Raw genomic sequence first — 13,319 nt, 5'->3', positions numbered from 1 at the left:
GAGCAAAGCGCGTTTAGACGGAAACGCTGTTTTGCTCTCGCTCTTTGGTTCGACGCGTCTTTGCGATTCGAGATGATTCCGTCTAATCGCAAAACGCTTTAGGCTGCTGCCCCGATCGCCTGCCCGGCTCCGAAACGACGCCGATAGTCGCGCGGCGACAGCCCCATCAGCTTGGCAAACACCTTGCGGAAGGCGGCCGGATCCTCATAGCCGACCGACCAGGCGATCTGGTCGACATTGCGGTTGGTGGTTTCCAGCAGGGAACGGGCCCTGCTGACGCGGATATGCTGGAAATATTCGGTCGGCTTCAGGCCTGTCGCCTTGTGGAAGCGGCGCAGGAAGGTGCGTTCCTCCAGGCCGGCCCTGTCGGCCATCGCGGCCAGGGAAACCGGACGCATATCCTCCGCCGCCTCCTCCTGGTCCTGCAGCCAGCGCTGCACCTTGAGCACGGCCTCATCGCCATGGCGCAGATTGGGGGTGAAATTCGAGTAATAGCGCTGCTCCCGCCCCGGTGGGTCGACCAGCAGGAAACGCGCCGTCTCCAGCATCACTTCCTGCCCCAGCACCCTGTCCACCAGCGTCAGGCCAAGGTCTGTCCAGGCCATGATGCCGCCGGCTGTAATGATATCGCCATCGTCGACGATCATCTTGGCGGTATCGATCAGGATATCGGGAAAGCGCTGGGAAAGAGCCTGGGCGAAGCTCCAATGCGTGGTGACCAGCCGTCCGGCCAGCAGGCCGGTTTCGGCGAGCAGGAAGGCACCGGCGCAGACCGAGCACAGCATGGCGCCCTCGTCATGGCGCTGACGCAACCAGGCGGCAAAAGGAGCGGAGACGGCATGGGACGGCAGATCGCCAAGCCCCGGCAAGGCGACGATCGCCACCGGCTTGTGAGGCGCCGGAGCATGGCTGTCTGCCACGCATTCGATGCCGCCGCCCGTGGCGATCTTCCACTGGGAGATACGAATGCCGATGCTGTCATCGCCGGCCTGGCGCCGCGCAATGTCATTGGCGGCATCGAAGAGATCGACCATGCCGTAGACGGCCGCCGTGCGCACGCCGGGATACAGCAGCAAGCCGATTTCAGGTAGGGTACTACCGATCACCATTTGTCAGTTTTGCCCCGAACAATGTCAGTTTCGCCAATCCGTATCACGCCCATGGCGCGGTATTCAATGTCTCACAAGGCCGCCACGTTTCGAGGCGCCCCGCATTTCAACCCAGCAGGAGACCAACGATGAGCACGATCACCACCGAAGACGGCACCCAGATCTTCTATCGCGATTTCGGCAGCGGGCAGCCCGTGGTCTTCTCGCATGGCTGGCCCCTGAGCGCCGATGCCTGGGATGCCCAGATGGTGTTCCTCGGGCAGCATGGCTACCGGGTGATCGCCCATGATCGCCGCAGCCATGGCCGCTCCACCCAGACCTGGGACGGCAACCATATGGACCAGTATGCCGACGATCTCGCCGAACTGATCGAGGAACTGAACCTGAAGGATGCCGTGCTCGTCGGCCACTCCACGGGTGGCGGCGAAGTCACCCGCTATCTCGGCCGTCACGGCACCAAGCATGTCGCCAAGGCCGTCCTGGTCGGCGCCGTACCGCCGTTGATGCTGAAGACCGACGCCAATCCGGGCGGCTTGCCGCTCGAAGTCTTCGACGGGATCCGCAAGGGCACCTTCGACAACCGCTCGCAGTTCTACAAGGACCTGACCCTTCCCTTCTACGGCTACAACCGTCCGGGCGCCCAGGTTTCCGAAGGCGCGCGCGAATCCTTCTGGCTGCAGGGCATGCTGGGCGGCCTCAAGGGCCAGCTCGACTGCATCAAGCAATTCTCGGAAACCGACTTTACCGAGGACCTGAAGAAGATCGACGTGCCGACCCTGATCATCCATGGCGACGACGACCAGATCGTGCCGATCGGCGCTTCCGCCCATCAGTCGGTCAAGCTGGTCCCCAACGCCACGCTCAAGGTCTATCCGGGCGGCTCGCACGGCCTGACCTTGACACAGCAGGACCAGTTCAACGCCGACCTGCTCGCCTTCATCAAGGGGTGAGACAAGGCGACGGACTCACCTTGATCAGAAGGGCGCATACTTCCCTTCTCCCGCCGCAGGCAATGGCATTTGCACATCCCGACGCTAACCAAATAAAGCGCAGATATCCCTCCCCGACTTCGGGGAGGGTGGCCGAGCACAGCGAGGTCGGGTGGGGGTGAGTGGTGCAATCTCGCCATCTCGCCGGCTGGCGCCACGCTCCCCCTTCCGTCACCGCTGCGCGGCGACACCTTCCCCGAAATCGGGGAAGGATTCCCGCGCTTTATCCGTCCTGGCCAGAATACCTTTCAGCCCCGAGCCTTCTCGGCCAGGTGCACCAGCGTCAGCCGCAGCGCCGTGGCGTCCAGGACCGGCTTGTCGAAGACGAGGCGCAGCGTGTCGTCGGCGAAGGCGAGATCCAGGCCCTCCGGATCGATGCCCGTGATCCGCCAGGGGCCATCACGGCCGCCGAGCAATTTGGTGGCATAGAGCCTGACGGCATCGGCGTGGTCGGCGTTCATATGCTCGATCGCCCCGGCCTCCGCCATGCGCAGGGCTTCCGCGTCCTTGACGTCGGTAAGGAGTTCCTCCGCCGACAGCAGGGCGGCGCGTGCAAAGCCGCCATTGAGGTGGCCTCCGCTCACCATCACGCGAAAGAAGCTGAAATCGGGAAAATCGGCGTAGAGCGCCGATTTTGGATGACGCGCAAGGAAGCGTGCCTTGCAAGCCCTGGCCTCTTCCCCTTCCACGATCTCGGCGATGCCTTTCACCGTCAGGCGAGCATGGGCAAGCGGATCGCCCTTGCCGCCTTCGCTCAGCAGCAGGGAAATGCGGGCGTCCTTCTCGAGATTGGTCCGGTGGGCGGCCAGCCGGGAGAGCAGCAGCAGCGGAGCCCCATCGAAATCTGTGGCTGTATTGACGAGGCTGGCAAAGGGGGAGCCATCGCTCGAATCAAGTGTCGCCAGCGCGCCGGCCCGGATGCGCCGGAGCAGTGCCTTGCCCTCGGCAACGGGCTCGAAATCGGCAGGCTGGCTCGCCGGAACCGGCTGGCCGGGCAGACGCGTGGTATCGCTTGAAGACATCGCTTTAGAAGACTCGTTTGGATGGAAACAGTTTGAAAATGCCGTTTTGCCGCCAATTGGCAACAAGAAGTACCGTTTTGAACCGATAATTGTCACACTTCCGCCGGTTTAGGCGTAGAATGCGAAGGCAAGTATGGTGATTTGCCGCGCAAACCATCATAATAGCCTTTGGCGGTTACACCGCGTCATGAAAGGATTGCAATGCCGACGATTGCGCTGGTCGATGACGACCGCAACATTCTGACCTCGGTTTCCATCGCGCTGGAGGCGGAAGGCTATCGCATCCAGACCTACAATGACGGCATGTCGGCCCTGGACGGTCTGAAGGCCAATCCGCCGGATCTCGCCATCTTCGACATCAAGATGCCCCGCATGGACGGCATGGAGCTGCTGCGCCGCCTGCGCCAGAAGTCCGAGCTGCCGGTGATCTTCCTCACCTCCAAGGACGAGGAGATCGACGAATTGTTCGGCCTGAAGATGGGCGCCGACGATTTCATCCGCAAACCCTTCTCGCAGCGCCTTCTGGTGGAGCGCGTAAAGGCTGTCCTGCGCCGTTTCCAGCCCAAGGATGCCGCCGCTACCAAGGCTTCGGACGCGAAGATCCTGGAACGCGGCCTGTTGCGCATGGATCCCGAACGCCACACCTGCACCTGGAAGGGCGAGGCGGTGGTGCTCACCGTCACCGAGTTCCTGATCCTGCACGCCCTCGCCCAGCGCCCGGGCGTGGTCAAGAGCCGCAATGCCCTAATGGATGCGGCCTATGACGACCAGGTCTATGTCGACGATCGCACCATCGACAGCCACATCAAGCGCCTGCGCAAGAAGTTCAAGCAGGCCGACGACGATTTCGAGATGATCGAGACGCTCTATGGTGTCGGCTATCGCTTCAAGGAAGCGTGAGGGTTTCCTCCCGGCTCACCCTGGAGGCCTTCTCCGCGCAGCGGGGAAGGCCCTTCCCTGAAATGATGCCTTCTTCATGCCCTGAAGCAGGCTCTCGCGCTCCTCTCGATAGAATTTCGTACCAGACCCGATGAGCCCCGAGCGCGCCACCTCGTCCGAACACCCAAAATCGCGATCGATCATCCGGCGGCGCCTGCGGCTGGCCTTGCGCGCGATCACCGTGCAAACCTTCTCGAGCCTGACACGACGCATCGTCGTGCTGAACCTGGCCGGCCTGGTCGCCCTGGTCGTCGGCATCTTCTATCTCAACCAGTTCCGCGAAGGCCTGATCGACGCACGCGTGCAGGCCCTGCTCACCCAGGGCGAGATCATGGCGAGCGCCGTGGCCGCCTCGGCCTCCGTCGAGACCGGCTCGATCCGCATCGATCCGGAAAAACTCCTCGAACAGCAGGCGGCGGGCGAAGATGAGAGCGACGACGCAAGCTCGCTCGACTTTCCGATCAATCCGGAAAAGGTCGCGCCACTGATGCGGCGCCTGATCTCGCCAACGAAATTGCGCGCTCGGGTCTATGACCGCGACGGCAATCTGGTGATCGATTCCAGGGCCCTGTTCATCTATTCCGACATCGTCCGCACCGACCTGCCGCAGCCCAAGCAGGAACAGAACCTGGCGGAGCGGGTCTGGAACACGGTCAAGCGCTACCTCTTCCGTTCCGATGCGCCGCTTTACAAGGAACTCGGCAACCAAAACGGCAAGGGCTATCCGGAAGTGATAACGGCGCTCAGCGGCGCTCCCTCCACCCAGGTGAGCATCAACGAGCAGAACGAATCCATCGTTTCGGTTGCCGTGCCGATCCAGCGCTTCAAGTCGGTGCTGGGCGTGCTGCTGCTCTCGACGCGCCCCGGCGAGATCGACGAGATCGTCACGGCCGAGCGCCTCGCCATCCTCAGGGTCTTCGCCGTTGCCGCGGTGGTGATGGTGATCCTGTCGATCCTGCTGGCGAGCACCATCGCCGGCCCGATCCGCCAGTTGGCGCGGGCTGCCGAGCGGGTGCGCTACGGCGTGAAATCGCGCCAGGAAATCCCCGATTTCACCGAACGCTCCGACGAGATCGGCCACCTCTCTGGTGCCCTGCGCGACATGACCAATGCCCTGTTCAAGCGCATCGAGGCGATCGAGAGCTTCGCAGCCGATGTCGCCCATGAGCTCAAGAACCCGCTGACTTCGCTGCGTTCGGCCGTCGAGACCCTGCCGCTCGCTCGCAACGACACCTCGCGCAATCGGCTGCTCGAGGTGATCCAGCACGATGTCCGCCGACTCGACCGGCTGATCTCGGACATTTCCGACGCCTCGCGTCTGGATGCCGAACTGCTGCGGTCCGGCGCCGAGCCCGTCGATCTCGGCAGGCTGCTCACCGCTCTCACCGGCGTGTTCAACTCGGTCGAGCGCGAGGACGGTGTCACGGTGCGCCTGTCCATGCCGACGGGCCTGCCGCCGCAGGCCCTTTTCATCAATGGTCATGATTCCAGGCTCGGCCAGGTCATCAACAATCTCGTCGACAATGCCCGCTCCTTCTCGCCCCGGAACGGCGAGGTGCGCGTCGAGTTGCGGCGGAACAAGAACGATGTCGAGATCGCGGTGGAGGATGACGGGCCGGGCGTGCCGGACCATGCCATCGAGAGGATCTTCGAGCGCTTCTACACCGACCGTCCGGAGGAACAGGGCTTCGGCCAGAATTCGGGCCTCGGCCTGTCCATTTCCAAGCAGATCATCGAGGCCCATGGCGGCAAGCTCTGGGTCGAGAACCGCAAGGACGGCGAAAAAGTGCTCGGCGCCCGTTTCGTGGCCCGGTTGCCGGCTGCGCAGGCCTAAATATGCCAGCCTCGCCCACCGTGCATGCAACCTGCTTCGTCATCGACGGACAGGGCATACTGCTGCGCGGCGCCTCCGGCGCCGGCAAGAGCCGGTTGGCCCTGCACTTCATCGAAACCGCACCGGTTCGTGGCCGCCAGGCCCGCCTGGTGGGAGACGACCGCGTCTATCTCGAACTCGTCGAGGGCAGGCTGATCGCCTCCGTGCCATCAGCCATAGCCGGCCTGATCGAGCGACGCAGCAGCGGCCTGCGGGATGCCGGCATCGAACGGATCGACTGGCAGCCCTCGGCGCCTGTCGGCCTGGTTGTGGATATTCTCGACGATGACGCAGAGATCGTCATCCCCAGCAAAAATATTCGGCACATCAGGCTGGAAGGCGTGGACTTGCCCTATCTGCCGGTTCCTCGCGATTTTCAGGCAGCTGTCGCCCTGATTGAGGCCATCTTGCCGCAATTGCCACCGGTTTGACCGGATTCCAGGCCCGACCCGCGCCGGTCAGCGTTAACGAAACGTTGATGCCTATGGCCATGATGTGACGAGACTGCGACAATGTGAGCCGGAGAGAGGCTTGTTTTTGTGCAGCGCGGGAATAATATCAGGCCTCGGAGCTACGGGTTGCAGGTTGTCCGAAGGGCATCCTGGCCGTGCGTTGCGGAGGCGTCGTCTCATTTTGCCCAACACCGGGTGGCGCGAAAGCGAAAAGGACCTGGATTGTTGTCGCGATAGCGACGGCGACCGGAAAGATTCGATGCGGATCATCCTATGATCGGCATGGTGCTTGTTACGCATGGTCACCTTGCAACCGAGTTCCTGTCGGCCCTCGAGCACGTCGTTGGGCCGCAGCGTAATGTCGAGGCCATCGATATCGGCCCCGAGGACGATGTCGAGCAACGCCGCCGCGACATCATCGATGCCATCGGCCGGGTCGAAGACGGCTCCGGGGTGGCTGTACTCACGGATATGTTCGGAGGAACACCTTCAAATCTGGCGATTTCCGTGATGAGCGGCCCCTCCATCGAGGTCGTGGCCGGCATCAACCTTCCCATGCTCGTCAAACTGGCGCGGCTGCGCAGCGAGGTTCCCCTCGCTGAGGCCGTCACGCGCGCCCAAGAGGCTGGCAGGAAATATATCAACATTGCCAGTCGTGTGTTGTCAGGCCAATGATTCGACGTTCATTCAACTATGCTGGTCACGGCCAGAAACTTGCCGAGGCGGCTCTTGCGGTACCGCTCGCATTCAGCAATCCTTGGGCCAAATGTTGGGGCAGCAGTGCCCCAAGCGGGTGCACCCCGGTGCAGATGCAGGCGGAGACCTCCTCGATGCACAAGCAGCAGATGCAGACCGGCAGCACCGACGAGCAAGCCTGCGCAGAACCGGAAGCGGCTCCCGCTCCCACCATGGACGGCGGTATCGTCCGTATCCTCCCCATCATCAATCTCAAGGGCCTGCACGCCCGCGCCTCGGCGAAATTCGTGCAGACGGCCGAAGGTTTCGATGCCACCGTCAAGGTGACGCGGTGCGGTGAAACGGTCGGCGGCCAGTCGATCATGGGCCTGATGATGCTGGCCGCGGCCCGTGGCACCAGCATCGTGGTTGAGACGGCGGGCAGCGATGCCCAGGCTTGCATGGATGCCCTGGAAGCCCTGTTGGCCGACAAGTTCGGCGAGGAAGCCTGAAGGCAAACGACACCCAGCTTTTGGCGTCGAAGCAGCGGCAATAAAGGCGGCCCCCGCCAACTCCCCCAATCTCCATCTTGTCAGGCCCCGCCGGCTCGGCCGCGGCGGCATTTTCGTGCGTGGGCTGCAGTCCTCCCGGCAGGGAGTTTGCTGCAGCGCACACCGGAAATATAACTTCACCAAAAGTCACGACTTTGCCGCAATCCAGCCCAGGGGCCGCCCCAGCCCGGCGCGACTTTTCTCCTCGTTACCTCGGCACCTGGTCCGGCGTAAGCCGGAAACCTCAGCCCCCCAGCCCCCCGACTTTGTCGGACCGGGTCCGCCGAGGTGGCGTTAGATGACCCAAGAAATGCAGGCCGGCTCCTCTGGAACCGGCCTTTCTTTTTGGCTCTTTTGGGCAGGCCTGCGCTCACAATCCCTCGCGCATGCTGGCCGCCGAGAAGCGGACGGGACGTCCGCGGTCCCAGCCTTGCCGCTTCCGGTGCGAACCTTCCAGCAATCACGCAAGAGGCATCGCCGCTGGGACCGCGGACGTCTCGCCCGCTTCCGCCCTCCCACGGATGCGATGCCTCCGTCGTCCGGCGCCCGCCGCCCCTTTTCCAAGCTCTCTCTTGAATCCCTCGCCGAGATTGTCCATCTGTGCAGCGGCGTTCCCGCCACCCAGTCCCAAGACGATCATCAAGCAAGAGTGAGTTTTCATGAGCGCTGAAGCCGAAAGCGCCGGCCCGGACATTGCCGCGCCGCAGAGCCATACCTTCGAGGCCGACGTCGCCAAGCTGCTGCATCTGATGGTGCACTCGGTCTATTCCGACAAGGATGTCTTCCTGCGCGAATTGATCTCCAACGCGGCCGATGCCTGCGAGAAGCTGCGCTACGAATCCCTGTCCGATCCCGCCTTGCTCGGGGAAGACCAGAAGGGCACGATCCGCATCACCCTCGATGCCGAGGCCAGGCGCATCACGGTCGCCGACAACGGCATCGGCATGACCGCGGAGGAGATGATCGAGGCGCTCGGCACCATCGCGCGCTCCGGCACCAAGGCTTTCGTCGAGCGGCTCGAAACGGCCCAGCAGGCCGAAGGCAGCCAGCTGATCGGCCAGTTCGGCGTCGGCTTCTATTCGACCTTCATGGTCGCCGACAAGGTGGAGGTGTTCTCCCGTCGCGCCGGCAGCGACGTCGCCAATGTCTGGACCTCGGACGGCAAGGGCTCCTATTCGGTGGCGCCTGTTGGCCTCGAGGAGGCCCCTGCCCGCGGCACCAGGGTGGTGCTCCATCTGATGGAGGACGCCAAGTCCTACGCCGAAGCCTACACGATCGAAAACCTGATCAAGACCCATTCCGGCCATGTGCCGGTGCCTATCCTGCTTGCCGACAAGCCGGATGCCGAAGCGCGGCAGATCGCCGATGGTGCCGCCCTGTGGACTCGCCCGAAATCCGACATTTCCGAAGCTGACTACACCGACTTCTATCGCAGCGTCGCCGGTCAGTTCGACGATCCGGCGCTCACCATCCACTTCCGCGCCGAGGGCCGGCAGGAATACACGATGCTGGCCTTCGTGCCCGGCTCGCGCCCGTTCGACCTGTTCGACCCCCAGCGCAAGGGCCGCATGAAGCTCTACGTGCGGCGCGTGCTGATCTCCGACGAAGCAGACCTCGTTCCCGGCTATCTGCGCTTCGTGCGCGGCTTGATCGATTCGGCCGACCTGCCGCTCAACGTCTCGCGCGAAATGATCCAGGAAAGCCCCCTGCTCACCGCGATCCGCAAGGCGGTGACGGGGCGCGTGCTCTCCGACCTGGAGAAGCTCGCCACCTCGGACACCCCCGCCTATGTCAAGATCTGGGAGAATTTCGGCGCCGTCCTGAAGGAAGGTCTCTATGAGGATTTCGAGCGGCGGGATGCGCTGCTTGCCCTCGCCCGCTTCAAGACCACGACCTCGGGTGGCGAATGGCGCTCACTCAAGGATTACGTCGCCGGCCTCAAGGACAACCAGACGTCGATCTACTATCTCGCCGGCGACGACGCGAAGCGCCTGGAAAACTCGCCCCATCTCGAAGGTTTCCGCGCGCGCGGCATCGAGGTGCTGCTGCTCTCCGATCCGGTCGACAGCTTCTGGGTGACTTCGGCACTCGGCTTCGAAGGCAAGCCCTTCAAGTCGGTGACGCAGGGCGCCGCCGATCTCGATCTGATCCCACTGGCTGAAAAGCTGGAGGAGCAGGCGCCGGAAGTGAGCGCGGCCATCGCCTCCTACATCGCCTATCTCAAGACCACGCTGGGCGAGGATGTCTCCGACGTGCGCGCCTCCGAGCGGCTGACCTCCAGCGCTGTCTGCCTGGTGGCACCCGATAGCGGCATGGACAAGCGCATGGAGCAGATCCTCGCCAGCGCCGGCAAGCTCGACGGCGCCCTGCAGAAGCCGATCCTGGAGATCAATCCGCGCCACGCCCTGGTGACGCGTCTCGCCACGGCGCGCGAGGCCGGCGGCGATGCTGCCTTCATCGAGAGCGCCACGCGCCTGCTCCTCGACGAGGCCCGCATTCTCGACGGCACGGTGCCGACCGATCCGACCGGCTTTGCCGAGCGCCTCTCGCAGGTGCTGGCCAAGAGCCTGGGGTAGGTTTGGGGGGCGGGTCTTCGGACCCGTATCGTCTACGGGGCGAACGAAACACGGTGGGTCGATCTCCAGATCGACCTTCTTCGCACGCCCGCACGCATAGCGTTTCCAAGAAGGTCGATCTGGAGATCGACCCACCGTTTCTCACCGTCCCGCCCGCTGCCCGATCAGGCGCTCGAACAACAGCGCCACGATGATGATGGTGCCGATGGCCGAGCCCTGCCAAAAGGGCGAGACCCCCATCAGATTGAGACCGTTGCGGATCATCACCATGATCAGGACGCCGATCAGCGTACCGATGATCGAGCCGCGCCCGCCGAACAGGCTGGCGCCGCCGATCACCACGGCCGCGATGGCATCGAGCTCCCAGGCATTGCCCATCAGCGGGTCGGCCGAGAGGATCTGGCCGATCGAGAAGGTGATCGCCACCGCCGAAAGCGCGCCTGAAATCACATAGGGCAGGATGGAGTAGAACATCACGCTCAGGCCCGCCGCCCGCGCCGCCTCCTTGTTGGAGCCGACGGCATAGATGGTGCGCCCGCCCTTGGTGTAGGTCAGATAGGCCCAGGCCAGGATGTAGAGCAGCGCCAGGAACAGCACATTGGCGGGAACGCCGAAAAAGTCGGTATAGACGATCGCCTGCATGGAATCGGGGATCGAGGCGATCGCAGTCTGGCCGGAGAGGATGTAGGCGAGGCTGCGCCCGATCGCCATCACGCCCAGGGTCACCACGAAGGCCGCGAGCCCGAAATAGGCGATCAGGATCCCCGAGATCAGCCCGATGCCGGCTCCGCTGAGAATGGCGAGCGCCACGGCCAAAGCCGGCGGATATTGCTGCACGGCGAGGCCGAGGATGATGCCCGTCAAGCCGGCGACCGATCCGACCGAAAGATCGATGCCACCGGTGAGGATGACGAAGGTCATGCCGACGGCGACGATGCCGATCACCACCGACTGGTCGAGAATGTTGAAGATGTTCGATCGCGTCAGGAAATAGGGCGAGAGCAGCGACAGGCAGATCGCCAGCACGATGGCGAGGCCGAGCATGCGCACTTCGAGCCGCCCCGTCAGCCAGCCGAGGCGCCGTCGCGTGGGATCGGGAGAGGTGGTGGTCGACATGCGGCAGTCCTTGGCAAACGGGAGGTCAGAGCGTTGCAGCGAGTTCGTCGACATGGCTGCGGACGATGTCGGGCGATGGCAGGGCGGCACCCTGCGGCAGGGTCAGGCCGACCCAGCCGAGATCGTGCCCGCGGGGGCTGACGATCGGCAGGAGCAAAGTTGAGCGCGAGCCATCCGGCTCCGGCATGAAGATGGGTTCGCGCCCGGCCAGCGCCGCGGCGATGCGGGTCGCCGAGAGCGGCTTTACCTCGCCCGCCGCAAAGCCCGGATCCGCCGCCTTGTCGGCGGTGACGAGGTTGAGGCAGATCAGGCGATCCTGGTCGATCAGGGCCCAGAAGCCGGCGCCGCCGCATTCGCCCGTCAGCCCGCGCAGGACTTCGGTGTTGCGGGCCATCGAGGTGCGCGGCGCCGCCAGCAAAGTGAGCTTTTCCTCGTCGAGCAGGTCGGCGGGCAGGTCGGCAACGCTGTAGCCGTCACTGATGACGACGATGCGGTGCGAGAGCCCCAGCAATTCCTCGAAATCGGAGGACACCACCACCACGGCAACGCCCTTGGCGGCAATGTCGCGCAGGATCGCATAGATCGAGGCGCGCGTGCCGATATCCACGCCCTTGGTGGGTTCGTCGAGGATCAGCACGCGCGGCTCGAGCAGCAGCCAGCGCGCGATGATGATCTTCTGCTGCATGCCGCCGGAAAAGTTGAGCATGTTGGCGTCGAGCAGGCGGTCCGGCGGCAAGGCGAGGCTCTTGAGCAGTGCATCGACGGCCTTCTCGCGGCTGCGATAGCCGACGCCGAAGCCCCGGTGGGCGCCGAGATGGGCGAGCAGCAAATTCTCCTTCACCGAAAGATCGGGCACGATGTTCTGCGTGCGGCGATCCTCGGCCACGAAGCCGATGCCGGCCCTCACCGCCTGCGCAGGCTTGCGCGGATCGATTTGCTTGCCGTCGACGAGGATGGTGCCGGCGCTGCGCGGCCTCAGGCCGAAAATCGCCTCCACGGTTTCCGAGCGCCCGGCGCCGACCAGGCCGCCCAATCCGAGGATCTCTCCGCGGCGGACCTGGAAGGAAACGTCACGCACCAGAGGCGGTGTCGCCAATCCCTTGACCTCCAGTGCAATCGGCGCGTCCCGGGCCGTCGCGTCCGCATCCCGCGCATAGATGGCGCCGACATCCTGGCCGACCATGTGGCGGATGAGTTCGGCCTGGCTCAGGCTGGCGGTCGCCAGCGAGGCCGCGACCGTGCGCCCTTCGCGCATGATGGTGACGCGGTCGGTGATGGCGAAGACTTCCTCGAGCCGATGCGAGACGAAGACGAGCCCGCGCCCATCCGCCCTGAGCCGCGCCATGATGTCGAACAGGCGCTCGACCTCGCTCGGGCTCAATGACGAGGTGGGCTCGTCGAAAATGATCAGCTTGGCATTGACGCCGAGCGCCTTGGCTATCTCGACGAGCTGGCGCTGGGCTGCCGACAGGCGCCGCACCTCCACGTCGAGAGGCAAGGCGTCACTCTGGCCCAGCACCGAGAGCAGCTCGGCCCCGCGCCGATGGAGAGAGGCATAGGACAAGCGACCCGGCCGGCCGAGTTCGGGCAGGAAGATGTTCTCGGCGACGCTGAGGTCCGGTACCAGGCTCGTCTCCTGCATCACGATGGCGATACCGTTATCGAGCGCATCGCGGGTGGAGCGCAGCCGCACCGACTGGCCGCGATAGAGGAGGTCCCCCTCGTCCGGCCTGACATGCCCCGAGATCACCTTGGACAGGGTCGACTTGCCGGCGCCATTGGCACCGAGCAGGCCATGGACTTCGCCCGCGCGCAGTTCGAAGCCGGCCCCCGCCAGAGCGCGGGTGCGGTCGAAGGTCTTGGCAATGCCGGTGGCGACCAGCAAGGGCTCCGCCGACGCGGGAGAAGGCTGCACGTTCATACGATCGATCCGAGGGTATTGTGGCCGAACCCAGACTTCATGTCTTTCCGGGCTCCACCGTCTAAATCGGCCAATTGGAAGCACTGCCCTTTGTCA

General features: G+C 64.2%; 11 protein-coding genes. 7 read left to right on the top strand and 4 right to left on the bottom strand.

Translation table 11 applies throughout. The features are described from left to right. Positions 1-98 precede the first annotated feature (98 nt). Positions 99-1,109: a GlxA family transcriptional regulator gene (locus tag BA190_RS29780; RefSeq protein ID WP_068296697.1), complete on the bottom strand. Its 1,011-nt coding sequence runs from the start codon at positions 1,107-1,109 to the stop codon at positions 99-101. Positions 1,110-1,237: 128 nt separating this feature from the next. Here BA190_RS29780 and BA190_RS29775 point away from each other — a divergent pair, with 128 nt between their 5' ends. Continuing rightward, positions 1,238-2,059: an alpha/beta fold hydrolase gene (locus tag BA190_RS29775; protein ID WP_068296694.1), complete on the top strand. Its 822-nt coding sequence runs from the start codon at positions 1,238-1,240 to the stop codon at positions 2,057-2,059. Positions 2,060-2,346: 287 nt separating this feature from the next. On the opposite strand, the gene BA190_RS29770 is transcribed toward BA190_RS29775, so the two are convergent. Beyond that, the gene (locus BA190_RS29770) at positions 2,347-3,120 is read right to left on the bottom strand and encodes a HugZ family protein (protein WP_068296691.1); all 774 of its coding nucleotides are present in this window, start codon (positions 3,118-3,120) and stop codon (positions 2,347-2,349) included. Positions 3,121-3,321: 201 nt separating this feature from the next. Between BA190_RS29770 and BA190_RS29765 the strand changes: the two genes are divergently transcribed. From BA190_RS29765 to htpG, 6 genes are all read left to right on the top strand, one after another. Beyond that, positions 3,322-4,020, top strand: a complete 699-nt coding sequence (locus tag BA190_RS29765) for a response regulator transcription factor (RefSeq protein WP_068296688.1) — start codon at positions 3,322-3,324, stop codon at positions 4,018-4,020. Positions 4,021-4,150: 130 nt separating this feature from the next. Continuing rightward, positions 4,151-5,893 carry a sensor histidine kinase gene (locus BA190_RS29760; RefSeq protein ID WP_068296685.1) on the top strand — a complete coding sequence of 581 codons (1,743 nt, stop codon included), beginning with the start codon at positions 4,151-4,153 and terminating at the stop codon, positions 5,891-5,893. A gap of 2 nt (positions 5,894-5,895) precedes the next feature. Continuing rightward, the gene (locus BA190_RS29755) at positions 5,896-6,363 is read left to right on the top strand and encodes an HPr kinase/phosphorylase (protein ID WP_068296682.1); all 468 of its coding nucleotides are present in this window, start codon (positions 5,896-5,898) and stop codon (positions 6,361-6,363) included. Between the two features lie 294 nt (positions 6,364-6,657). Beyond that, complete coding sequence (locus BA190_RS29750; protein WP_068296680.1) at positions 6,658-7,059, top strand: PTS sugar transporter subunit IIA; 402 nt, start codon at positions 6,658-6,660, stop codon at positions 7,057-7,059. 233 nt (positions 7,060-7,292) lie between these two features. Next, positions 7,293-7,571 carry an HPr family phosphocarrier protein gene (locus BA190_RS29745; RefSeq protein WP_245314997.1) on the top strand — a complete coding sequence of 93 codons (279 nt, stop codon included), beginning with the start codon at positions 7,293-7,295 and terminating at the stop codon, positions 7,569-7,571. Positions 7,572-8,269: 698 nt separating this feature from the next. Continuing rightward, positions 8,270-10,186, top strand: a complete 1,917-nt coding sequence (gene htpG / locus BA190_RS29735; RefSeq protein WP_068296676.1) for a molecular chaperone HtpG — start codon at positions 8,270-8,272, stop codon at positions 10,184-10,186. A gap of 141 nt (positions 10,187-10,327) precedes the next feature. Here htpG and BA190_RS29730 read toward each other — a convergent pair whose 3' ends face one another. Both BA190_RS29730 and BA190_RS29725 read right to left on the bottom strand, forming a co-directional pair. Next, complete coding sequence (locus BA190_RS29730) at positions 10,328-11,302, bottom strand: ABC transporter permease (protein WP_068296670.1); 975 nt, start codon at positions 11,300-11,302, stop codon at positions 10,328-10,330. A 25-nt stretch (positions 11,303-11,327) separates the two neighbouring features. Further along, the gene (locus tag BA190_RS29725) at positions 11,328-13,223 is read right to left on the bottom strand and encodes a sugar ABC transporter ATP-binding protein (protein ID WP_156771761.1); all 1,896 of its coding nucleotides are present in this window, start codon (positions 13,221-13,223) and stop codon (positions 11,328-11,330) included. Between the last annotated feature and the right edge of the window lie 96 nt (positions 13,224-13,319).

Origin of the sequence: Labrys sp. WJW (assembly GCF_001676615.1) — a bacterium.
Classification (GTDB): domain Bacteria; phylum Pseudomonadota; class Alphaproteobacteria; order Rhizobiales; family Labraceae; genus Labrys; species Labrys sedimenti.
Note: the sequence above shows the minus strand (reverse complement) of the source record. Positions and strands in the feature narration are given on the sequence as shown.

Bases quoted from the DNA above. Each gene is read 5' to 3' on its own strand.
- BA190_RS29770 (WP_068296691.1), bottom strand. From the start codon at position 3,120: ATGTCTTCAAGCGATACCACGCGTCTGCCCGGCCAGCCGGTTCCGGCG.
- BA190_RS29765 (WP_068296688.1), top strand. From the start codon at position 3,322: ATGCCGACGATTGCGCTGGTCGATGACGACCGCAACATTCTGACCTCG.
- BA190_RS29730 (WP_068296670.1), bottom strand. From the start codon at position 11,302: ATGTCGACCACCACCTCTCCCGATCCCACGCGACGGCGCCTCGGCTGG.
- htpG (WP_068296676.1), top strand. From the start codon at position 8,270: ATGAGCGCTGAAGCCGAAAGCGCCGGCCCGGACATTGCCGCGCCGCAG.
- BA190_RS29750 (WP_068296680.1), top strand. From the start codon at position 6,658: ATGATCGGCATGGTGCTTGTTACGCATGGTCACCTTGCAACCGAGTTC.
- BA190_RS29725 (WP_156771761.1), bottom strand. From the start codon at position 13,223: ATGAACGTGCAGCCTTCTCCCGCGTCGGCGGAGCCCTTGCTGGTCGCC.
- BA190_RS29780 (WP_068296697.1), bottom strand. From the start codon at position 1,109: ATGGTGATCGGTAGTACCCTACCTGAAATCGGCTTGCTGCTGTATCCC.
- BA190_RS29760 (WP_068296685.1), top strand. From the start codon at position 4,151: ATGAGCCCCGAGCGCGCCACCTCGTCCGAACACCCAAAATCGCGATCG.
- BA190_RS29775 (WP_068296694.1), top strand. From the start codon at position 1,238: ATGAGCACGATCACCACCGAAGACGGCACCCAGATCTTCTATCGCGAT.
- BA190_RS29755 (WP_068296682.1), top strand. From the start codon at position 5,896: ATGCCAGCCTCGCCCACCGTGCATGCAACCTGCTTCGTCATCGACGGA.
- BA190_RS29745 (WP_245314997.1), top strand. From the start codon at position 7,293: ATGGACGGCGGTATCGTCCGTATCCTCCCCATCATCAATCTCAAGGGC.